This window comes from Isoalcanivorax pacificus W11-5, from assembly GCF_000299335.2.
GTDB classification, from domain to species: domain Bacteria; phylum Pseudomonadota; class Gammaproteobacteria; order Pseudomonadales; family Alcanivoracaceae; genus Isoalcanivorax; species Isoalcanivorax pacificus.
In genome coordinates, this window is sequence record NZ_CP004387.1 from 2,398,693 (window position 1) to 2,420,176 (window position 21,484).

19 protein-coding genes are annotated in these 21,484 nt (G+C 64.4%); 8 read left to right on the forward strand and 11 right to left on the reverse strand.

The annotated features are described in order from the left end of the window. Positions 1-113 precede the first annotated feature (113 nt). The 4 genes from S7S_RS10870 (at position 114) to S7S_RS10880 (ending at position 5,834) form a co-directional block, all read left to right on the forward strand. Positions 114-2,270, forward strand: a complete 2,157-nt coding sequence (locus S7S_RS10870; RefSeq protein WP_035203861.1) for a TRAP transporter large permease subunit — start codon at positions 114-116, stop codon at positions 2,268-2,270. A 193-nt stretch (positions 2,271-2,463) separates the two neighbouring features. Next, positions 2,464-2,634, forward strand: coding sequence for a hypothetical protein (locus S7S_RS19855; protein WP_159558538.1), 171 nt, complete (start codon positions 2,464-2,466; stop codon positions 2,632-2,634). A gap of 237 nt (positions 2,635-2,871) precedes the next feature. Next, entirely contained in the window at positions 2,872-5,028 is a 2,157-nt protein-coding gene (locus S7S_RS10875; protein ID WP_008735037.1) for a TRAP transporter large permease subunit, read from the forward strand. Between the two features lie 59 nt (positions 5,029-5,087). Further along, positions 5,088-5,834, forward strand: a complete 747-nt coding sequence (locus S7S_RS10880; protein WP_008735035.1) for a class I SAM-dependent methyltransferase — start codon at positions 5,088-5,090, stop codon at positions 5,832-5,834. A 50-nt stretch (positions 5,835-5,884) separates the two neighbouring features. On the opposite strand, the gene S7S_RS10885 is transcribed toward S7S_RS10880, so the two are convergent. From S7S_RS10885 to rnd, 5 genes are all read right to left on the reverse strand, one after another. Further along, positions 5,885-6,349 (reverse strand): HIT family protein, encoded by a 465-nt coding sequence (locus S7S_RS10885; RefSeq protein ID WP_008735033.1) that lies wholly within the window; start codon positions 6,347-6,349, stop codon positions 5,885-5,887. Further along, the gene (locus S7S_RS10890; RefSeq protein WP_008735031.1) at positions 6,346-6,669 is read right to left on the reverse strand and encodes a hypothetical protein; all 324 of its coding nucleotides are present in this window, start codon (positions 6,667-6,669) and stop codon (positions 6,346-6,348) included. The genes S7S_RS10885 and S7S_RS10890 overlap by 4 nt, the downstream gene beginning before the upstream one ends. A gap of 61 nt (positions 6,670-6,730) precedes the next feature. Continuing rightward, positions 6,731-7,171 (reverse strand): YcgN family cysteine cluster protein, encoded by a 441-nt coding sequence (locus S7S_RS10895; protein WP_008735026.1) that lies wholly within the window; start codon positions 7,169-7,171, stop codon positions 6,731-6,733. Next, complete coding sequence (locus tag S7S_RS10900; RefSeq protein WP_008735024.1) at positions 7,161-7,460, reverse strand: YcgL domain-containing protein; 300 nt, start codon at positions 7,458-7,460, stop codon at positions 7,161-7,163. The genes S7S_RS10895 and S7S_RS10900 overlap by 11 nt, the downstream gene beginning before the upstream one ends. Beyond that, positions 7,453-8,538 (reverse strand): ribonuclease D, encoded by a 1,086-nt coding sequence (gene rnd / locus S7S_RS10905; RefSeq protein ID WP_008735022.1) that lies wholly within the window; start codon positions 8,536-8,538, stop codon positions 7,453-7,455. The genes S7S_RS10900 and rnd overlap by 8 nt, the downstream gene beginning before the upstream one ends. 69 nt (positions 8,539-8,607) lie before the next feature. On the opposite strand from rnd, the gene S7S_RS20115 reads away from it, so the two are divergent. The 3 genes from S7S_RS20115 to gpmA all read left to right on the forward strand — a co-directional run bounded on the left by S7S_RS20115 (position 8,608) and on the right by gpmA (position 11,171). After that, positions 8,608-8,739, forward strand: a complete 132-nt coding sequence (locus S7S_RS20115; protein ID WP_268891054.1) for a hypothetical protein — start codon at positions 8,608-8,610, stop codon at positions 8,737-8,739. Between the two features lie 95 nt (positions 8,740-8,834). Continuing rightward, complete coding sequence (locus S7S_RS10910; protein ID WP_008735019.1) at positions 8,835-9,917, forward strand: SMP-30/gluconolactonase/LRE family protein; 1,083 nt, start codon at positions 8,835-8,837, stop codon at positions 9,915-9,917. A 507-nt stretch (positions 9,918-10,424) separates the two neighbouring features. Further along, positions 10,425-11,171: a 2,3-diphosphoglycerate-dependent phosphoglycerate mutase gene (gene gpmA / locus S7S_RS10915; protein ID WP_041025982.1), complete on the forward strand. Its 747-nt coding sequence runs from the start codon at positions 10,425-10,427 to the stop codon at positions 11,169-11,171. Between the two features lie 70 nt (positions 11,172-11,241). On the opposite strand, the gene S7S_RS10920 is transcribed toward gpmA, so the two are convergent. Genes S7S_RS10920 through S7S_RS10945 form a run of 6 tightly spaced genes read right to left on the reverse strand, consistent with a single transcriptional unit; the run spans position 11,242 to position 20,243 of the window. Continuing rightward, positions 11,242-14,469: an efflux RND transporter permease subunit gene (locus tag S7S_RS10920; RefSeq protein WP_008737274.1), complete on the reverse strand. Its 3,228-nt coding sequence runs from the start codon at positions 14,467-14,469 to the stop codon at positions 11,242-11,244. After that, the gene (locus S7S_RS10925) at positions 14,466-15,605 is read right to left on the reverse strand and encodes an efflux RND transporter periplasmic adaptor subunit (protein ID WP_008737270.1); all 1,140 of its coding nucleotides are present in this window, start codon (positions 15,603-15,605) and stop codon (positions 14,466-14,468) included. The genes S7S_RS10920 and S7S_RS10925 overlap by 4 nt, the downstream gene beginning before the upstream one ends. After that, positions 15,598-16,626, reverse strand: a complete 1,029-nt coding sequence (locus tag S7S_RS10930; protein ID WP_008737268.1) for a hypothetical protein — start codon at positions 16,624-16,626, stop codon at positions 15,598-15,600. Before S7S_RS10930 ends, S7S_RS10925 begins: the two co-directional genes overlap by 8 nt. A 10-nt stretch (positions 16,627-16,636) precedes the next feature. Next, positions 16,637-17,719, reverse strand: coding sequence for a GNAT family N-acetyltransferase (locus S7S_RS10935; RefSeq protein WP_008737266.1), 1,083 nt, complete (start codon positions 17,717-17,719; stop codon positions 16,637-16,639). Continuing rightward, positions 17,707-19,371, reverse strand: a complete 1,665-nt coding sequence (locus S7S_RS10940; protein WP_008737264.1) for a GH3 family acyl-acid amido synthetase — start codon at positions 19,369-19,371, stop codon at positions 17,707-17,709. The genes S7S_RS10935 and S7S_RS10940 overlap by 13 nt, the downstream gene beginning before the upstream one ends. Further along, entirely contained in the window at positions 19,368-20,243 is an 876-nt protein-coding gene (locus S7S_RS10945) for a hypothetical protein (RefSeq protein ID WP_144401646.1), read from the reverse strand. The genes S7S_RS10940 and S7S_RS10945 overlap by 4 nt, the downstream gene beginning before the upstream one ends. A gap of 298 nt (positions 20,244-20,541) precedes the next feature. On the opposite strand from S7S_RS10945, the gene S7S_RS10950 reads away from it, so the two are divergent. Then, entirely contained in the window at positions 20,542-21,480 is a 939-nt protein-coding gene (locus S7S_RS10950) for an AraC family transcriptional regulator (RefSeq protein ID WP_144401647.1), read from the forward strand. Positions 21,481-21,484: the final 4 nt, after the last annotated feature.

Consider the following 21,484-nt stretch of genomic DNA (forward strand, 5'->3'; position numbering starts at 1 on the left):
CAACGACATCGGCGCACGCCCGCAGGACTATGGCTCTTTTGGCACCGGTATTTCAGTGGACGGAGCGATATCGCGCCTCTGGCGTTCGTCGCATAACAACAACCGGGTGACCAATGGAAACAACATCGCGCTTCAGGATCGCCAATCGCTCGATTGGTGAATGGATTTCGTCATTACCCACTCTGGTGATCCTGTTAATCACCATTTTCCTCGCCTCCGGCGAAATCATTCACTCGCAGTTGCTTAAAATCGGTGAAAACACCTGGCAGGAATACTTCCTGCTGCGTGCCAACCAGAGCGAACCCACCTGCGAACGCAATCGGGACATCGAGGCGGATGTCGCCCGGACCATCGCCGAGCGCGAGGCGAACGCGGCGGATGATCCGCTGGCCGGCCTGCTCGGGACAGATATCGACGAGGACGCCATTCGCCGGTCGCTGGAGCGCTCCCAGGAAGTGTGCGAAGGCCGCTGGGAACGTTATGAGCGGGTACAGTCGCGCATCACCCCCGCCGTCATGGCGTTCCGCAGCGTGGAAACCACCGTTGCCATGGCCGTCACCGAGCTGGGCGGCTACAAGCGCCTGTTGCTGTGCCTGCTGCTCCTGATCTGTGCCGCCACAGCCACCCTGACCCGGCATCACATCTGCCTGCGCCCGATGCGCACGACCCGTGATCACTACGTCTCCGTGATCGCCCAGTTGGTCGCCAATGTGATGCTGATGGTCTCTGCGATCATCTACCGCGAGCGCGAGATGATCAGCATGGCTGACGGCATCCAGGTCAACCATTTCTACCTGCACGTATTCTGGATCGCCGGTTTCGGCCTGCTGGCCGCGATCAACATCTGGCAACTGGTGCGCCCGCCGAAAGACATGGAACCGGGTGGCTCCTGGGGCAAGGCACCGCTGACCATTCCGCTGTACACCTTCATGTGCCTCACCGCCGGCACCCGCTTCATGCTCGACGGCTACTACCACGGTATCAGCGTATACCTGGGCATGATGATGGAGCTCTCCACCCTGTTCCTGAATCTGGCGCTGTATATCTGGATCGGGATGATGCTCAAGCAGACCCGTCTGGCACAGCTGGTGTTCAACGTCTTCCGTCCCTGGAACATGTCACCGGAACTGCTCTGCTTCGTCGTGCTGATCGTGACGGCGGTACCGACCGCCTACACCGGCGCCTCCGGTATCTTCGTGATCGCCGCCGGTGCGGTGATCTACAGCGAACTGATGCGTGCGGGTGCACGGCCACAGATGGCGCTGGCCACCACCGCGATGTCCGGCTCCATGGGTGTGGTGTTGCGGCCCTGCCTGCTGGTGGTGATCATCGCTGCCCTGAACAATGCCGTGACCACCGCCGAGCTGTTCAGCTCCGGCCTGAAGATCTTCTTCCTGACCGCGTTCCTGTTCTTTATGTATTCGCAGTTCGCCCGCAAGGAAACGGCCCGCATCGCACCGTTTGGCCAGGCACTGCCGGCCAGCATCAAGCTGCTGAAACCGATCGTGCCATACGTGATCATGATCGCCCTGGTTGTGCTGTTCTTCCGCTTCGTGCTGGATCGTCGTCTGGATGAATTCTCCGCGCCGATCATCCTGCCGGTGGTGCTGCTGGCCATCCTGATCTACGAATACCTGATCGTCGGCAAGGCGAAACGGGAAGAAAACATTCGTGCTGCCGCAGAGGACGGCATCGAGCGTCCGAAGACCTTTGAACACGCGCTGCGCAGCGCCACCAATGAGACCACCGGCCATATCGGCGCCCTGCTGATGCTGATGGCCCTGTCGGTGAGCGTCGGCGGCATCGTCGAGCGCACTGGCGTGATGGAAGCCCTGCCGGCCACCTTCCCGTCCATCTGGCTGGCCATGGGCCTGCTGGTCGTGACGCTGGTGCTGATCGGCATGTTCATGGACCCCTACGGCGCCGTGATCCTGGTGAACGCGACCATTGCCCAGATCGCCTTCAACAACGGCATCGCCCCGCTGCACTTCTGGATGGTGACGCTGGTGGCCTTTGAGCTGGGCTACCTGACGCCGCCCGTGGCGCTGAACCATCTATTGACACGACAGGTGGTCGGCGACGACGAAGTGGAGAACGCCAAGCTCACCCATGGCAGTTTCTGGGCCCGTTACGAGAAATACCTGCTGCCCATCGCGGTGATGCTCTCCGCGCTGCTGATCGTGGCGTTCCTGCCACTGGCCTTCGATGGCCTGCACGACTGGCTGTTCCAAAAGGTCGACGTGGCCCGTCAGGTGATCCCGCTTGACTGATCACGCACTGGAAAAGCCTCAGCGGAGGCTTTTCCAGGCCATCAGCACAGGCTGTTTCTCAATAGCCTGTTAACCTTTGGCGGCACCAGCTGTCATAATGGAACGCGAACGGGCCGGAAACGGCCCGTTCGTTTCTGTGGCCACTGCCCACCGGCAGATGCCCGTTCCAGACCAGCGTACTCGGATGCCCCCAATGACCCAGACACCGGATACCCGCCCCACCCGCACCCCGCGCTCACAACGCCCGACCGAACCCCTGCCGGCAAGCTTCAAGCCCCTGTGGCGATTGATGCTGGCGCTGGCGGCACTGGTCGCTTTCGTGGCAGTGTCAGCGTTTATCGTCGACCGCATGATCTACGGCTGAAGGCGACACTCCGGGGCAGCCCGGGCCCGCCCCGCCCTGCGGAAACGCCAAATATCCCTCTCCCACCCAGACCTGAAAATCAGGAAAAGCTGCTTTTCTTTCCCTCTTCTGGTAGGCACCTTTGCGTAGCTCGCCTAGACTGCCTGTTTCCCATTGCGGCGCAAGACCGCGAGGGAGCCTGGTTCCGGGCCTTCCTTGACCCCGGAACATGTTCGATAACAACAAACCGGGTGACAAATGGAAGCAACCTCGCGTTTCACGCTTGCCAATCGTTCGATTGGCGAATGGATTTCGTCATTACCCACACTGGTGATTTTGCTTATCACCATCTTTCTGGCCTCCGGCGAAATCATTCACTCCCAGTTACTGAAAATCGGTGAGAACAGCTGGCAGGAATATTTCCTGCTGCGCAGTAATCCCAGTGAGCCCACCTGCCAACGGGACCGGGATATCGATGCCGACGTGGCCCGGGCCATCGCCGAGCGCGAAGCCGCTGCGGCGAACGACCCGCTGGCCGGGTTGCTGGGCACCGATATCGACGCAGACGCCGTGCGGCGCTCGGTGATCCGCTCTCAGGAGGTGTGCCAGGAGCGATGGGACCGCTACGAGCACGTCGCCTCACGCATCACGCCGTCCGTGGAAGCCTTCCGTGCAGTGGAAACCACCGTGGCCATGGCGGTGACCGAGCTGGGCGCCTACAAGCGCCTGCTGCTGTGCCTGCTGCTACTGATCTGCGCCGCCACCACGACCGTGATGCGCCACCACATCGCGCTGCGCCCGATGCGCACTGTTCGCGATCACTATGTGTCCACGCTCGCGCAACTTGGCGCGAACTCCATTCTCGCCGTGTCCGCCATCGTTTACCGCGAGCGTGAAATCATGAGCATGGCCGACGGCATCCAGGTCGGCCATTTCTACCTGCACCAGTTCTGGATCGCCGGCTTCACCCTGCTCGCCGCGATCAACATCTGGCAACTGGTACGCCCGCCGAAAAACATGGAATCCGGCGGTGGCTGGGGCAAGGCGCTGCTGACCATCCCGCTGTACAGTTTCATGGCCCTGAATGCCGGCCTGCGCTTCATCATGGATGAGTACTACCACGGCATCAGCGTGTACCTGGGCATGATCATGGAACTCTCCACACTGTTCCTGAACCTGGCGCTGTATATCTGGATCGGGATGATGCTCAAGCAGACCCGCCTGGCGCAGCTGGTATTCAACGTGTTCCGCCCGTGGCACATGTCGCCGGAACTGCTGTGCTTTGTGGTACTGGCGGTGACCGCACTGCCCACCGCCTACACCGGCGCGTCAGGGATTTTCGTGATCGCCGCCGGCGCGGTGATCTACGCCGAGCTGATGCGTGCCGGTGCCCGGCCGCAGATGGCGCTGGCCACCACCGCGATGTCCGGCTCCATGGGTGTGGTGCTGCGGCCCTGTCTGGTGGTCGTGATCATTGCCGCATTGAACAACGCGGTGACCACCACCGAGTTGTTCAACTCCGGCATCAAGGTGTTCTTCTTCACCCTGTTCCTGTTTTTCATCTATTCGCAGTTTGCCCGCAAGGAACCGGCTCGCATCGCGCCGTTCGGGCAGGCGCTGCCGGCCAGCCTCAAGCTGCTGAAGCCGATCATTCCGTATGTGATCGTGCTGATGGCGGTGGTGCTGTTCTTCCGCTTCGTGCTGGACCGCCGCCTGGACGAGTTCTCCGCACCGATCATCCTGCCGGTGGTGCTGCTGGCGATCCTGGTCTACGAATACGTGCTCACACCCCGTGCCCGCCGCGAGGCGCACGCCGAGGAAGACCTCGCCGAAGGCATCGACCGGCCCCGCAACCTGGAACAGGCGGTACGTCGTGCCACCAACGAAACCACCGGGCATATCGGTGCGCTGCTGATCCTGATGGCGATGTCCGCCTGTGTCGGCGGCATCATCGAGCGCAGCGGCATGATGGAAAACGTGCCCGACGCCTTCCCGTCGATCTGGATTGCCATGGCCATGCTGGTGGCCACGCTGGTGTTCATCGGCATGATCATGGACCCGCTTGGCGCGGTCATCCTGGTCAACGCGACGCTGGCACAGATCGCCTTTGCCAACGGCATCGCGCCGCTGCATTTCTGGATCGTCACGCTGGTGGCATTCGAGCTGGGGTACCTGACACCCCCCGTGGCGTTGAATCATCTATTGACGCGACAGGTGGTCGGCGACGACGAGGTGGAAAATGCCAAGGTCAGCCATGGCAGTTTCTGGGTGCGGTATGAAAAATACCTGCTGCCGATGGCGGTGATGTTTACCGCACTGATCCTGATCGCCTTCATGCCGCTGCTGTTCGACGGGCTGCACGACTGGCTGTTCCAGAAGATCGACGTCAGCGCGCAGATCATCCCGCTTGATTGACGTCGCCTGACATGGTTGCATCCGGGGCGGACACAATGCGTGCCGCCCCGGAGTGCACCATGACATTGCCCCGCTCCACCCCGGACAACTGGAACTCCGGCAGCTACCGGCAGTTCCGCCCCCGCTATCCCGACACCCTGTTCGACTGGCTCGCCGCACAGGCGCCCGGCCATCATCGTGCGCTGGACTGTGGCTGTGGCACGGGTCAGGCCAGCCGGCCGCTGGCGGCACGCTTCGAGCAGGTCATCGCCTGCGATCTGGTGCCGGCGCAACTGGCCGCCCTGGAGGCCCCCGCGAATTGCCGGCGCGTGGTGGCCAGCAGTGCAGCACTGCCGTTTGCAGCGGCCAGCCTGTCACTGATCACCGTGGCCCAGGCCCTGCACTGGTTCGATCTGCCTGCCTTTCATCGCGAGGCCACCCGGCTGCTCGTCCCCGCTGGCCTGCTTGCCGTCTGGACGTACGGGCTGTGCGAAATCGACGGCGAATGCGGGCCGCTGGTGCGGACCTTCCACGACCACACGCTGCGCGACTGGTGGGCACCGAACCGCACCCATGTCGTCAATGGCTACCGCGATCTGCCCCTGCCGTGGCCGCTGCTGGATGCGCCGGCGCTGACGCTGCGCCACGACTGGCACTGGCGTGACATGCTGGGATATCTCGACACCTGGTCTGCGGTGATCGCCGCGCGGGCGGCGGGGGAAGACGTGCTGGAAGCGCTTGCGCCACGACTGGCGCGGGCCTGGGGAGACGACACACGAGAGGTCCGCTGGCCGTTGCATTTACGGGCGGCGCGCAAACCGGGCTGACAGAACGGCGTGGCAGGATTCGCTGGCGTTCGTGCCGCCAGCCCCGGCACTCATTCCGCCGGGAAATGCTCGCGCAGCAACCCGGCAAGCCGGTCCAGCCGCTCGCGTCGCGCCGCCACACCGAACACATTCATCATGCGCGTGGCCCAGGTCAGCGCCATCGCCAGGCTGTCACCGCCCTGCCGTGGCACCACATGCAGGTGCAGGTGCGGGACGTGCTGATTGGCGGCCTTGCCGTCGTTGATGATCAGATTGTGGCCACGGATGACCATGCCGGGGTTTTTGGTTGCCACTGCTTTCTGCGCAATGATGGTGCGGCGTGCCAGGCTCATCAGGTGCGCCAGCGACGCATCATCGAATTCCTCGACGTATTGCCCATGCTGACGCGGGATGATCAGCACGTGGCCTTCGCGCACCGGGAACAGGTCCAGCAGTACCAGCGCCTGATCATCCTCGTGAATGATGCTGGCCGGTGCCGCCCCGGTGGCTATCTGACAGAAAATGCAATCGCTCATCGCGTACGCCGCAGGTAATGGATCACGCCGGCCACGGCCAGCGCCAGAAGGATCGCCGCCAGCAAGGGTGCACCGGCCCGCAATGGATCCGCGTCCGACTGTACCAGCGTATCGAACATTGTGACCACCCAGGCCGGGCCCAGCGCGTCGGTATCGCGCGCCACCGGCCAGGGTGTGAGCAGGAAGGCGATGGCCAGCGCCCGCAGCGGCAGCTTGACCGCCGCCGACCAACGCCAGGTCAACCACCACAGAACGGCCAGCGTCACCACGGCGGCGCCAAGGTAGGTGGACCAGGCCATCATATATCCATGCTCAGACACGCGTTTCTCCTGACTTACCCGATGATCTGCCGGCCAGGGCCGGCGCTCTGGTGCACCTGGGTCAGCTGACCCAGCGCACGATATGGTCTTCGTAATCGTCTTCGTCCACCAGTGTTTCGCTGAATACCCGGCCACGCATGGAAATCCCTGCGCGCACCACCGAGTCCGCGTCACCACTGACCAGGGGGTGCCACGCCGCCAGCCCTTCGCCACGGGCCAGGCGGCGATAAGCGCAGCTGCGCGGCAGCCAGTCCCAGGCTGCCACTTCGGGCGTCACCTGCACACAGTCCGGCACATGCGTTTGCCGCGCAGCGTAATCCAGGCAACGGCAGGTGTCGGTATCCAGCATGCGGCAGGCCAGTTGGGTGTAGTGCAGTTCGCCGGTGTCTTCGTCTTCGAGCTTCACCAGGCAGCAGCGGCCACAGCCGTCGCACAGCGCTTCCCATTCGGCACTGTTGAGCTCATGGAGCGGAAAATGTTCCCAGAAGCGCTCACGCACCACGGCCCGGATGTCCCTTGGCCAGATACAGGTCCGGCTCCGGCGGTGGCGGCATCTGCAGGAACCAGCCCTGTTCCCGGAGCGCGGCGCGCACTTTGTCCACGTCAACGCGCGCCAGCGGTTTTTCCGGGCGCAGCAGCATGTCGGCGACATGTTTCGGCGCGCCGAAACGGCTCATCAAGGCCTCCGGCACCGCGTCCAGGCCACGGCGCTTGTCGACGTACAGGTACATTTCATCCTGGCGGCTGCTGCGATAGATCGAGCAGATCAGGTGACGGGTCATATCAGTCATTCAGCAATATCTCCTGCAGCGGCTCGGCCACCAGCGTGCGCCGCCAGCCCTGCATCGGTGCCGGTATCTGCTCAGGTTCGCGCACCAGCGCTTCCAGCCAGCGGCGGCGTACCAGCACCTCCGGCTCCACCCCGAGCTGCGCGGCAATCTTGCCGACGTGTGTGCGCAATTGCTTGACCCGGTCGCGCTGCGCCGCGTCCGGTGGTTCCGGCAGTGGCGCCGGCGGTGTCATCTGTTCAGCCTCACGCAGCAGCACCAGCAGCGTTTCGCCGTCACGGCGGATCACCGACGGATGCACGCCCTGGTCATGCAGGCCCTCAGCCTGACGCGGTGGCTGTTGTGCCAGCGCCAGCAGGGCCGGATCGCGAATGATAAAGCCCCGCGGCAGATCACGCTCGCGGGCCATGCGGTCACGCCAGGCGGCCAGTTGCTGCAGCCGGGCCAACGCCACGCCCTGCAGATGCCCGGCGCCCTTCACCTGCCGCCAGGCATCTTCCGCCGGCACCTGGGCCTGCACGCTGTCCAGCAAGCGCTGGCACTCTTCCTGCCACCACACCAGCCGGCCAAGGCCCGCAAGCTGTTCGCGCAGGCGTTCGGCCAACTCCGGCAGCCACACCACGTCATCGCGGGCATAAGCAAGCTGTTGCGGGGAAAGGGGGCGTTTCAGCCAGTCGGTGCGGGTGGCGTCTTTGGGCAGTTCGGTGCCGGTCAGTTCACGCACCAGCCGCTGGTAACTGCATTGCAGGTCATGGCCACACAGTGCCGCAGCAATCTGGGTGTCCTCGATCGCCACGGGTGCCGCGCCGGTAAAGACGTTCAGCGCTTCGATATCTTCCGAGCAGGCGTGCATCACCAGCGGATGCCCGGCGCACAGGGGGGCCAACGTGGTCGGGTCCGCCAGTGCCGGCGCGTCGATCAGCCAGATGGCGTCCCCGGTGTTCACCTGCACCAGCGCAAGCTGCGGCCAGAACGTGCGCTCGCGCATGAATTCGGTATCCAGATACAGCGGCTGCTGTGCCGACAGGCCGGCCATGGCGTCCTGCAGGTCGTCGACCCGGTCAATCCAGCGATAAGTCATGTATATCCCGTGCAGCCCACTGATAGCGAACCGGCATTATAGGCCGCCAATGCCACAGCGGCGAACCCCATGGCCATGACGGTGCTGTCGGGCCATTGGCTGAAGTTGACTGAAAAAGCCCCGGCGAAGTTTTCGAAAGCCTGCACGGCGCTACAGCGCCGCAGGGACGAGCACAGCAAATCAACCGCTTATCGCGTCTGACTTTGCGGACGGGCTGATCCGGCGGTCAGCGCAGGCCGTTTCCTGGCAGCCTGCTATACTGCACGGTCTTTGCCGCCGTTGCCCTGGAGATTGCCGTGCGCCTGATCAAAACGCTGGTTGTCCTGCTGATCATCCTGGTCATGACCCTGATCTGGCTGACCCGGCCCGGCCCGGTGGATGCGGTGGGCTGGGACGTGCCAGCGCCGCCGCCCGCCACTGGCGCGCTGATGGAAAACACCGATCTGCGCCGGGCCGCGCTGCTGGGTCAGGGCATGCTCAACGGTCCGGAAGCCGTGTTACTGGACGACGCCGGCAATCTGTTCAGCGGCACCGCCGATGGCCGCATCGTGCGCATCGATGATCAGGGCGGCATTCACCTGGTGGTCAACACCGGTGGCCGCCCACTGGGCATGGCACTGGACAATATCGGGCGCCTGATCGTCGCAGATGCCGCCCGCGGCCTGCTGCGCATCGACGCCGACGGCCGCATAGAGGTGCTGGTGGACGAGATCGACGGCGAGCCACTGACCCTCTGCGATGACGTCGCCGTCGGCAAAGACGGCACCCTCTATTTCACCGATGCTTCCTCCCGCTTCCCCCTTTCCCACTACCGTCTTGACCTGATCGAAGGCCGCCCGCACGGCCGGCTGCTGGCCTATCAGCCCGAGACCGGCACACTGCGTGTGCTGCTGGACGACCTGTACTTTGCCAATGGCGTGACACTGTCGCCGGACGAGGATTTCGTGCTGGTGAACGAGACCTTCCGCTACCGCATCCGCCGTTTCTGGCTGAGCGGCGGCAACGCCGGCCAGGATGACCTGTTCGCAGACAACCTGCCCGGCTTCCCCGACAACCTGTCGCGCCGCCCGGCCGGCGACGGTTACTGGGTGGCCATTCCCAGCCGCCGCAACCCGGACTTCGACCAGATCAGTCACTCGGTGCCGCTGCGCAACCTGCTGGCACGCCTGCCGCAGCGCCTGCAGCCCAGCCCGGAGCACTACGGCATGGTGCTGCTGGACAACGCCGGGCAGATCGTCGCGGCACCGCAGGACCCCGGTGGCGAGTTGCTGCACGAGCTGACCTCGGCGGTGGAACACGACGGGCACCTCTATCTGGGCTCGCTCAGCGGTGACCGGATCGGCAAATGGCCGCTGCCACCCGCCCTGCGCCACCCCTAGCAGGGTGTTGAAAAAGCCTCTTTGAGGCTTTTTCAAGCCACCTTTGCGGCACAGGTCCGCAAAGGTGGGCACAGAAAATCAATCGCTTATCGCGTTTGATTTTGCTGACGGCTTGCTTGAGCCGTCAGCGCAGGCTGTTTTTCAACAGCCTGCTAGGGCCTGTTCACACTAAATCCATCGGCCCTGCTGGCCCTGTTTGGTCACCCAGCAAGGCAGCCGATGCGTAGTGTGGTGGGCCCACATGAGCAGCGGCTAACGCAGCGGGGTGGCCAAACAGGGCCAGCCCTTCGGGTTGAGTCTGCAAACGCACCGCTCCGCGTTGCTCGTCAGTCGCTTGGGGCTGCCAAGCTCGCCTCCTCGCGCCTTGATCGGTACGTTTGCAGACTCAACAGGGCCGATGGATTTAGTGTGAACAGGCCCTAGTGAAGCGGGCCGGGGCGGCCTCCCCGCCCCCGGCACTTTCTGCTACCCTACGCGCGCTTTCGTCACTAGCCACAGGAACACCCCATGACCACGAAACTGGTGCTGGTCCGTCACGGCCAGAGTCAATGGAACCAGGAAAACCGTTTTACCGGCTGGAAAGATGTCGACCTGACTGACCAGGGCCGCGCCGAAGCCGCCCGCGCCGGCGAATTGCTCAAGGAAGCCGGCTTTGAGTTCGATGTGGCCTACACCTCGGTACTCAAGCGCGCCATCCGCACCCTGTGGACGATCCTCGACGGCATGGACCAGATGTGGATTCCGGTGATCCGCAACTGGCGCCTGAACGAACGTCACTACGGTGCATTGCAGGGCCTGAACAAGGCGGAGACGGCCCAGAAGTACGGTGACGAACAGGTACTGATCTGGCGCCGCAGCTATGACACCCCGCCACCGCAAATGACCCGCGACGACGAGCGCTACGCCGGCAAGCTGCGTGTTTATCGCGACCTGACTGAAGAACAGATTCCGCTGAGCGAATCGCTGAAAGACACCGTGGACCGTTTCGTGCCCTACTTCGACGCCGAGATCGCGCCGCAGATCAGGGCCGGCAAGCAGGTGCTGATCGTCGCCCACGGCAACAGCCTGCGCGCACTGGTCAAGCACCTGGACAACGTCTCCGACGAAGACATCCTGAAGCTGAACATCCCCACCGGCATTCCGCTGGTGTATGAACTGGACGACAACCTCAAGCCGATCAAGAGCGGTTACCTGGGTGACGCCGACGCCGCCGAAAAAGCGGCCGCCGCTGTCGCCAACCAGGGCAAGGCCTGATCACCACGCGCCTGCAAAACGCTGCACACCACACACTCAGGCACCTGCCCGTGCCTGAGTGTGTGCTGCCTCAACGCCCTTCCCGGCCCGCCTGCCAGGCCGCCTGCAGGACTTCGTCCTGGTATGGATTGGTCACCTGCCGATCAAACGCCGCCGCACGCCCGGCACGATAGGCCTGCTCCAGATCGTCTTCCGGTTTTGCACTGCGCCGGCGCAGGTCATCCAGCACCATCAGCAACGTCGGCACCAACAGCAGCGTAACCAGTGTGGCAAACACCACGCCGAAACCGAGAGATACCGCCATCGGTACCAGGAATGCAGCTTGCGGGCTGTCCTGGATAATCAGCGGGGCGACACCGAAAAACGTGGTGGCGGTCGTCAACATGATCGGCCGGAAGCGATTGGCGCCCGCCTCCACCACCGCCTCGGCCATGGGACTGCCTTCGCGCGTCAGCCGGTTGATCTCGTCGATCAGCACCAGGTTGTCATTGATCACCACACCGGATACCGCAATCACGCCGATCACCGACCAGAGCGTCATGTCCAGCCCCAGCAGCAGATGCCCCAGCAATGCCCCGACCAGCCCGAACGGGATCACGCTCATGACCAGCAACGGTTGCGAATAGGTACCGAACAACACGGTCAGCAGGAAGAACATGCCGATCAGTGACAACAGATAGGCGAAGCCGAGCGTGCCGAGGAATTCGCTGATCGCTTTCGGTTTGCCAGCGATGCCCCAGTCCGCCGCTGCCGCACTGGCACTGGCAGGATAGTCCTCCGCCAGCGTATCCAGCATGGCGTCACGCAGCACGGTCATCACCTGTGCAGGCGACGTGACACCGCTGTCGACCAGCGCGGTGACCGCAGCATGCCGGCGGTTGTCGTAGTGGCCGATCAGGGCGGGCTGATCCTGTACAGCCAGTTGCGCCACCACTTCCAGGGGTGCCCATTCACCACCGGGCAGATGCACCGGCAACTGGCGCAGATGCCACAGGGAATTGCTGTCCGCCCCACGCAAACGCAGCGTCACCGGCACATCGCGATCCTGTTCCGGCAGCCGGTCGATCACGATGCCATGCACGGCCTGGCGCACCTGGTCCCCCAGCATCGCCACCGTCAGCCCCGCCTGCAGCCCTTCGTCCGTGAGCGTCAGGTTCACCTGGTCGCGGCGCGCTTCCAGGCTGTTGCTGATTTCGTGGACACCCTCAATGCCGCGCAATAATTGCTGCAGGCGCTGCGCCATCTCATCGAGTGTGGCCATGTCGGCGTGATACAGGTTGATGTGAATATCCGGCTTGGTCTGCAGCAGGCTGGCATCAAAACGCACCGACAACGCGTCGCGCACCGGCCCGTGCACACGCCGCCAGTCGTCCGCCATACGGCGCACGTCCAGCGCAGTGTCCGGCGCCAGCCGCAGGCTCAAGCGCGCACGGTGTGGTGCATCCGGTTCCGCCGCGTTGGAAATGTTGTAGCGAAAACCCTGTTCGGCAAAACGGTGTGCAAACAGCGTGTCACGTTCATACTCCGCTGCCAGGCGCTGCGCGCTGCTGTCCAGCCGCGCCAGTTCCTCGCGGATACGGTGCGCGGGGGAGCCCTGCGGAAACACCACCTCGGCCACGACCTGATTCGACGCCACTTCGGAAAACAGCACCGTATTCACCCAGCCGGTATGCATCAGGGCCGCACTGAGCAGCAGCAAGGCCACAAACGCCGACATCAGCACATAACGCCAGCGCAGCACCCGCCGGATAAAGGGACGGTAAACGCCGGCGAGCAACGCGTCCAGCCGCACATTGAAGCGTTCGCTCAGCGCATCGGACGCGCGCAGCAGGCGCGACGGGCGCTCGGTTTCATGCGCCAGATGTGTCGGCAGCATCCACAGTGATTCCACCAGTGACAACATCAGGATGCTGATGGCCACAATCGGTACCACGCGCATCAGCGCCCCTTCCGGGCCGGGCAGGAAAAGCAGTGGCACAAACGCCAGTGCGGTGGTCAGCACCGCGTAGCAGATCGGCCGCGCCACCGCCCGCACACCCCGCAGCGCCGCTTCGCGACCGCGATAACCGAGCCGGCGCTGGTGATGCACGCTCTCGCCGACAATGATCGCGTCGTCGACGACAATGCCAAGCACCAGAATGAAGGCGAACAGCGAAATGGTGTTGAGCGATTCGCCCAGCAGCGGCAACACCACGCAGGCACCGAGCATTACCACCGGAATACCGAGCGCAATCCAGCGTGCCAGTGACAGCCCCAGCGCGAGCCCCAGCACCAGCATCAGGATCACCAGCGCCTGCAGGCCGTTCGACCACAGCAGCCCGGAGCGCTCGCGGAACTCCGCAGCATCGTCCTGCCACAGGGTGACGCTGATGCCTTCGGGCAACGCCAGTTGCTGCCGATACAGCGCCACGGCATCGGCCACGTCCAGCACCTGTTGCCGGCCAACGCGGTACACATCAATGGCCACCGCCGGCCGACCATCCAGCCAGGCGCCCATGCTGTCACGGGCAAAGGCGTCGTGCAGCCGCGCCACGTCACCAACGTGGAGCGTATCGCCGTATTGCAGCTGGCGCAGCGGCAGCGCCAGATAATCCAGCGGCTGCTGTGCGCGGCGACCGGTCTCCAGCAGCAGGTTGCCGTCCTCGCTGCGCAGAAGGCCGCCGGGCACGGTGTCGGTGCGCACCTGTAATGCCGCGGCCATGTCCGCCAGTGACAGGCGATGCTGATACAGGACGTCGCGCGGCACTTCCAGTGCGATTTCCCGCTCGGGCAGCCCTTCGATATCCACCACGGAAATCGCATCCAGTGCCAGCAGTTCATGGCGAATGCGGTGTGCCAGCCGGTACAGGCCCAGATCGTCCAGGTCGCCGGACAGCAGCAACCGCACCACCCGGTTGCGCACGATCAACTCCTGCACCTGCGGCCGCTCCGCGCCGGCCGGCAGGTCACGCAGGGTCTCCAGTGCAGCACGCACGCGTTCCAGCACCGCGCGGGTGTTGTAGCCCTGCTGCACATCCACCGTCAGGTGGCAACTTCCTTCGCGCGCCTCGCTGACCAGATCGGTAAGGCCGTCGATGCCGGTCAAGGCGTTTTCCATCGGGGTGCACAGCAACTGCTCCACCCGTGCCGGCGCCGCCTGCGGCAACAGCGTGACCACGCCGATGCGGTCCAGTGGCACATTCGGCAAGGTTTCCTGGCGGGTTTTGCTGATCGCGAGTACACCGGCCACCAGCCACAGGCACAACAGCAGCCGCACCACCGCCGGCCGTTCAATAAACCAGTGCTGCGCACCGCTCACGGTGTACCCGCCTGCACCAGGGCATCGGTGTGCGGCCGCACGCGGCTGCCTTCCAGCCAGCGCAGGCCGCCATGCAGCACGATGCGCGTGCCTTCCGGCAATTCCGCCGGCAGGTACAGCCACTGGCTGTCTTCATACAATGGCGTGACGCTCTGCCGGCGCAGCCGCTGCGCTGAGTCCAGTCGCCAGATCTGCCGCTCGCCCGCCAGTACGGAACGCGGCAGGCGCACCACGCTGCTCAGTGTCCGGCCTTCAATGTCCGCCTGCACCAGCAGGCCGGGCTCAGGCGGGATTTCGTCAGCGGCGACGTCAATCTGCGCCACCAGATAGATCATGCGGTTTTCGTTCAGCCCCCCTTCGCGACGCACGATACGGCCCTGCCAGCGACGTGTCGTGCCGCCGAAATCGCCGCGCAGCGTCACCCGCGGGGCGGTCTCTTCGCCGGCCGCCGGCAACAGTGCCAGCCAGCGGTCACGCACCGGCAGGCGCACCTCCATGCTCTCGGTGGTGTACAGCGTTGCCAGCCGTTCCCCCGCATTGACGTACTGCCCGGTCTGCACGGCCACGTCCTTCAGGCGACCGGTAAAGGGCGCGGCAATACGGGTGTCGGCCAGTTGCAGTTCCGCGTTGCGCAATGCCGCATTGGCGGCGGCCAGCCGCGCTTCCGCTTCGGCCAGATGCGGTTGCAGCAGTGCATAGGGCGAGGCATCCGGGCCGCTGGTGCGCCGCGCCACACGGGCCCGCGCGCGGGTTTCCGCCAGGTGCAGACTGGCCGAGCTGGTATCGTGGCGCTGGCGCGCCAGCGCCAGTTCGAAGGGTTCGGGGTCCAGTTGCAGCAGGCGCGTGCCCGCCTCAACCAGGCCGCCATTGCGGAATGCATCGTCGGTGTCCATCACGCGGCCACTGACGCTGGCGATCAGCGCAATCTGGCGCGCCGGCTGCACGATGCCTTCCGCCCGGATCGGCAGCGTCAGCGACTGCCAGCGCACCGGCAACACCGCCACCTCCGGCACCACCTGTTCCGGCGTGCGGCTGTGCGCAGAGGGCGCGGTCAGATACAGACCGGCCAGCAGCGCGGCCGTCACCACCACCAGCCCTGCCAGCACGCCGGCCTGTCGATAACGTCGCTCAGACACTGTGCGTCACTCCCTGCTTCTGCGGGCCGGTTTGCCGGGCGTTCTCCGACGGCGGGCACTGCGCCAGCAGCACGTCGCGCCAGTGCGCCAGGCAGGCATCACGCGCGGCATCGTCCAGCCCCAGCACCGGGTCCAGCCGCAACGCCAAGGCCAGCCGACCGTTCGTGATCATCATGCCGTTGGCCACCGGGTGATTCGGACTGCCGGGGCCGCACGCACACAACAGCGCCTGCGGCGGCAGCAATGTGCCACGCGTACCCAGCCACCATTCGCCCAACACGCTGAAGGAACCAAGGTGGCAATGCCGCGACACCAGCCGCCGGTAAATCCGGTTGACCACGGCCTGCCCGAGCCGCGACACCAGATGCGCCTGATGCCAAAGCCACCAGTGCCGGCCGGCGCGCAGTGATTCGCGCAGGTGCTGTTGCAGCGCCACCGCACTGAGACGGCGCGGCAGCGTCACGTAAAAGCCACCGGCGTGATTATGTTCTTCGCTGGGCAGGCGCAGTGCACCGCGCAGGCTGACCGGGTAGAACCAGCTGCCGCCGCTGGACAGCGCCAGCCGCGCCATCACGGTTTCGTGCAACGCCCAGAACACCAGGGTCGCCAGGGATACCTGCCGGGCCTGGGCCTGCTCGGTCAGCGCACGCGTCTGCGCCCGGGAAAACCAGCATACCGATATCGGAGGCCGGCCCAGTGCAACGCCCGCACCGCCCGGGCGCCATTGCGCAGATGGCGCAACGGGTTGGCTCGCCCGCCGCGCCGCCCGCCAGCTTTGCCACAGCCCGGGCACCGTCTGCGCGCGCGCCGGTGGTGCGGCAAAGCGGGTCACGCCCCAGCGCCGGAACAGACGCAGAAATCCGCCGATGCCGTCGGCTTCGCGGTGCGGAACAGATTCCCACCGCACCTGCCCGCTGACGGGATCAATCACGGCGAAATACATGGTGTCATCAATACCCAGCGGCGCCCTGGCACGGAACCAGGGCGCGGCGACATCGGGATGAAATGCGGGGGCCGTCATGGCAACACTCCTACAACCGGGCGACTTCGACATACGGCAGGCGACCGTCCAGCAGCGGCCGGGGGTCCTGCCCGTAGCTGACCAGAAAATGCCGGCTGGCCAGGCGCTGGCGACGATAGCCACTGGCCGCTTCGCGCAACGGGTCCTGGAGAAAAAAACCGGCGGAGAGCGCGCAGCGGTCACGCCGCGCCTGCTCCACCAGTGGCTGCAACAGGGCATCAAGTACCGCCGGCGCATCGTCACGCACCAGTGTGCTGTGCAGCAGCCGGTAATTCAGCGTGCCGCCTGCGGCGGGCAGGTGCAGCCCGCCGCGCAGCCGGCTGTACAGATTGAGCAGATGACGCAGGCCGCCGAGCGCAAACGGATAACGCAGCACGCGGGTCTGCTTGAACCCTTTCTGGCACCAGGTGCCGGTCATGCCGACCAGTTCGCTGCCGCGCCAGGCAAGCAGAAAATCCTGCACTGACAGGCCGCGGTAGTAATCGTGCCCGGCAATCAGATCCGACAGTGCGTAGCGCGGGAAAAATTGCCGGCGCGGCCCGTATTCATCCAGCCATGCCTGCATCAGCGGCAGGTCATCCGGCGTTGCCTGCGTCACGCGGTAGCCGTGCGCGCGACGGCGTGCGCCGCTGAACAGCAGGCTGGTTTCGATCTCGCCGCAGGGGTAATACACCGGCAACCCGGCGCGGCCACTGCCAACGGTTTCCAGGGATGCGCTGTTGTCACTGAGAATGACGGTCTGCATCCACTCGCCGCTGCGCAGGATCTGTCGCAGTTGGCGGAACAGCCGCACCAGCAGCGTACTGCCGCGCCAGGCCGGTGCCAGACGCAGGTCGTGTGCATACCGCACCGGGCGTGCTGCGCCGTTGACCATCACGCGCCGGCAGCCGACGTTGAACACGGCGATCACCGTGTCCTGCTCATCCACCGCGATCCACAGTTCCGGTGTCTCGCAGCTGACGCCGCTGCCATGCAGGAACGCCGGCTGGCGTTCAAAATTCAGCAGCACGCGGCCGTGCTGTGGCGTGGCATCGACCAGCGCAAGAATGCCCGCATCGTCCGCCGGCGTGGCAGGCCGGATCAGATAACGCATCCTGACAGGCTCCCCCGCGCGTCGCTGACATCGTGCAGGGCCGGCGGCAAAACCTCCGGCCAGTCGCGCAACGGTTCGATCTTGATATTGCCCTCGATCATGCCGCGCAGCCGGCACTGGTGCAGGTAGAACTCGCGCATGTCCTGCCGGCACACCACACGCGCCGGTGCAAGCTGACCCAGCCCGCGTGCGAGTTGATAGTGAAAGTGCTGCGCCAGCGCGGTTTCCAGTCGCTCGCGAATACGCTGCACCGCAGACTGCGGCGCACTCGCGCCGGCACATTCCACCAGTAGCACGTAACCGGGCTTGCCGGCGCTGTTGCTCTGCCGGGCTGCCAGCAGTGTCACCGGACGCAATGTTTCGCCCCAGGGCAGCGCATCCAGCACTTGCTGCACGTATACCGCACCGATTTTTTCGCCGACCATGTCGACACCGTCGTTGCGGCCCAGAAAGCGCAGCACCGGCAGGCTGTTGAGATGGCTGTCCACACGCAGCCGGTCGTTCAGCCGGTAACGCAACAGGCCACTGCCTGTGGACAGCAACGGCGCCACTTCCTGGCCAGGCCGCAATGCCCAGGGCGGCAGGATGCGACCGCTGTCCAGATCCTCGAATTCATACACATGGGACTGATAGGCCAGCACCCACTGTCCCTGGCACGGCACCGTCACCACGCCTTCCGTGGCCCACAGCCCCTTGCCCTGGAACGCGGCCTGCGGCAACAGCCGCTGCAACAGCGTTGCCCAGGGTGCGGCGGCAGCCGTGTCCCAGGCACTGACCAGCGCCAGGCGCGGCCACAGGCGCAGAAAGAAATCCGCCGTCAGCTGGCCATCCCACTCGGCCAGCAATGCCGCCGCCTGCGGGGCGCGCGGGCAACGCAACCTGTCGGGCAGGGCCACGCGCCGGTGGCCCCAGTCGCCATGCCGTAACGCGTCGATCAGTTCATCGCGCCAGTCCACCAGCCGCTCGAACAGTGTCAGGGCAAAACTCGGGCTCCACACCGACAACACCGTCAGTTGTGCGTCCGCCACCAGCCAGGCCAGAGTGGCGAACTGTGCGTCATCGGAAGTACGCGCCAGCGCGATGAGTTCCGGCACCGACTGCGTCATGGCCGCCAGCAGCCGCTTGCCGCCGGTCAGCACTTTCATGTCATCGTTGAGATGGCTCTGCCCGCTGTCGCGCATGCCATCCGGCAGCCAGGACACCGACCAGTAGTGCGAGCCACGGCGAATGCCCGGGAACTGCCGGTACAGATCGTGCAGCCAGGGTGCGATGGCGCCGTCCAGTTCATGCAGGAATTCGCGCGTGTATGGCACCCACTTGATCTCGGAGGTGGAACCGCTGGTCGGCTGGTACCGCATCACCGGCGAATTGATCAGCGCCCCTTCCTGCCAGCGCCGCTGTGCTTCCACGGGCGCGGACCAGTCCCGGTAATCGGTGACCGGCAATGCACGGCTGAACTCCTCCCAGCGCCAGTCGCCATTCACCGGCGGCAGTGACGGATGCCGACGCGCCTGTGCCACCCGTCGCACCAACCCGGCCAGCCGTGCACGCTGTACCCGCTCCAGCGCATGGCTGTCGCGGACAAAGCGTCGCCCCCCGGCGGCCACAACACGATTCAGCACGGCATGGCCGAGCCGGTGACGAACACTCATCGCGCGCCTCGCCCGGTGGCCGGTGTGGCCACCGAACGCCCTTCGCTTACACGCCACTGCTTGGCGACAAACCGGAACAGATAGCGCAGCAGGTCGGAATAACCGAGTTGCCCCAGGCACGGCAGCTCGGTGCCCTGGCGCCAGCTCGGGTTACGCGCTTCAAAAAAGGCGATGCGCGGGAATCGCTCTCGCATGTCATCGGTAATGTCAGCCACGTTGTCACGCAGGCGCTGGTAGTCATCACCAAAATCCAGCAGGCGGCGCTGGCTGTCATAGCGGCCCGGAAACATCTGCTCGCAATACTGCTCCACCAGCGATTGATGACGCGGGTCATCACCGGCCGGGTTGGGATAAAAGCGGAAAAAATTGTTTGCCAGCAGCAGGTAGGTTTTATAGCCCTTGGAGATCAGCAGCCAGAACAGCGGCGTAAAGGGATAGCGCAGCCGCAGCCAGAGCATGCGCAGGAAGAACTGCGTCTGCAGCGCACGGCTGCCCCAGTATTCGCGCTCGATGATGGTGTCACCGCTGAATACACCGCGCACGGTGCGGTGGCCATCACGCAGGGTCAGCACGGCGAGGGTGGAGAAACCGACAATGCGCTGGTCACTGCGTCGCCGGATCAGGAACAGTCCCTGCTTCTTGCTCAGGTCATGCAGGAAAATATCCAGGCTGGTGTTGTGATAGTAGTTGCAGAAGATGCCGTACATCTGCTGCAGGTCCAGCGGTGTGATTTTCCGCAACGGCCGATAACTGCCGTACACCGCCGGTTTCTGGCCACCGCCCGTCTGGCTGGACAGCCTGCTCTCTGAAAAAGACCCGGCCGCCATGCCATCGCCCTTCACCGCCGGCACGTCCTTGCACATCTCGTTCATGGTGTCACCCGATTGTTTTTTGCGTTCAACGGAGAGCGACACAATATGGGCAGGCCCATGGCGGCGACAGGATAGTCACCGCCAGTTTCTTGTCATTTGAAGACAGTGCTAGTAACTCCTTCCTATTGCCCCAATGCACCTAAAATGTGTACATATATTCACTCGCTTAACAGCGGGAAGTTATTCGACACTTTTCTGTGACCTCCCTCACATATCACCATAACATCAATAAATACGGAGGCTTAACAAAGTGAAGTTCAAAGCTTCGCTACTGTCTGATGCACCACTGGTGCCAATAGTGTACGCACGTATACTTCTCAGACTGTCGTCCCAGAACCTCGCCGAACGGCGCCGGATTGTCGCTGCAAGCCAGATTGGCGAGTCGATTCTGGACAACCCGGAAGCCTATATTTCCGTGCGCCAGTTCTTCCATCTGATCGATCATTGCCAGCGCACCGACGTACGTCCCGCCCTTGGCGCACGCTATGGCATGCAGCTGGATCTGTCCGCACACGGTCTGCAGGCCTTTTCGCTGCTGCATCGCCACGCCCGCGCCAGTGTCACTTGGCGGGCAGTGCAGTTTCTGAACGCACGCACGCCGCTGATGGGCCTGCATCTGATCAGCCAGGGGCAACAGGCGATGGTGCAATTGCGTGATATCTGGCCCCTCGACAGACGGCGCGACTTTATCGTTGATACCTATCTGGGCAGCATGTGCCGGGTGGCCTCTACCCTCACTCGCCGTTATCGGGTCCACATGCAGCAGCGACCGCTGCACATGAAGCCGGACTATGAGGATATCTACGGGTGCGAAGTGCGGTTCGGGCAGCACAGCAATGCGCTGGTGCTGGAAAAGGCGCGCCGTGAACGGCGCCAGGCGGCGCCCGCCGGTGGCATGCAGGCGGTCTCGTCGGAAGCCGGCAACGAGCAGATCATCACGCTGGTGCGCCAGCGCATTCACCAGTCACCGGGACGCGACTGCACGCTGGACCGGATCGCCGAAAGCCTCGGCAGCACCAGCCGCACAGTCAGCCGTTATTTGAAGGAAGCCGGCCTGCTGTTCAGCGATCTGCGCAACAGCGCACGCGAGCAACTGGCACGGCAGTATCTGGAATATTCTGACCTGAGCATTGCTGATATCGCTGAACGGCTCGGCTACAGCGATCAGGCCAGCTTTACCAAGGCGTTTCGCAGCTGGACCGGTGTGCCACCCGGCCAGCTTCGGCGGCAGCGCTAGCGAC

Bases quoted from the DNA above. Each gene is read 5' to 3' on its own strand.
- S7S_RS10870 (WP_035203861.1), top strand. From the start codon at position 114: ATGGAAACAACATCGCGCTTCAGGATCGCCAATCGCTCGATTGGTGAA.
- S7S_RS19855 (WP_159558538.1), top strand. From the start codon at position 2,464: ATGACCCAGACACCGGATACCCGCCCCACCCGCACCCCGCGCTCACAA.
- S7S_RS10875 (WP_008735037.1), top strand. From the start codon at position 2,872: ATGGAAGCAACCTCGCGTTTCACGCTTGCCAATCGTTCGATTGGCGAA.
- S7S_RS10880 (WP_008735035.1), top strand. From the start codon at position 5,088: ATGACATTGCCCCGCTCCACCCCGGACAACTGGAACTCCGGCAGCTAC.
- S7S_RS10885 (WP_008735033.1), bottom strand. From the start codon at position 6,349: ATGAGCGATTGCATTTTCTGTCAGATAGCCACCGGGGCGGCACCGGCC.
- S7S_RS10900 (WP_008735024.1), bottom strand. From the start codon at position 7,460: ATGACTGATATGACCCGTCACCTGATCTGCTCGATCTATCGCAGCAGC.
- rnd (WP_008735022.1), bottom strand. From the start codon at position 8,538: ATGACTTATCGCTGGATTGACCGGGTCGACGACCTGCAGGACGCCATG.
- S7S_RS20115 (WP_268891054.1), top strand. From the start codon at position 8,608: ATGGCCATGACGGTGCTGTCGGGCCATTGGCTGAAGTTGACTGAAAAA.
- gpmA (WP_041025982.1), top strand. From the start codon at position 10,425: ATGACCACGAAACTGGTGCTGGTCCGTCACGGCCAGAGTCAATGGAAC.
- S7S_RS10930 (WP_008737268.1), bottom strand. From the start codon at position 16,626: ATGACGGCCCCCGCATTTCATCCCGATGTCGCCGCGCCCTGGTTCCGT.
- S7S_RS10935 (WP_008737266.1), bottom strand. From the start codon at position 17,719: ATGCGTTATCTGATCCGGCCTGCCACGCCGGCGGACGATGCGGGCATT.
- S7S_RS10940 (WP_008737264.1), bottom strand. From the start codon at position 19,371: ATGAGTGTTCGTCACCGGCTCGGCCATGCCGTGCTGAATCGTGTTGTG.
- S7S_RS10945 (WP_144401646.1), bottom strand. From the start codon at position 20,243: ATGAACGAGATGTGCAAGGACGTGCCGGCGGTGAAGGGCGATGGCATG.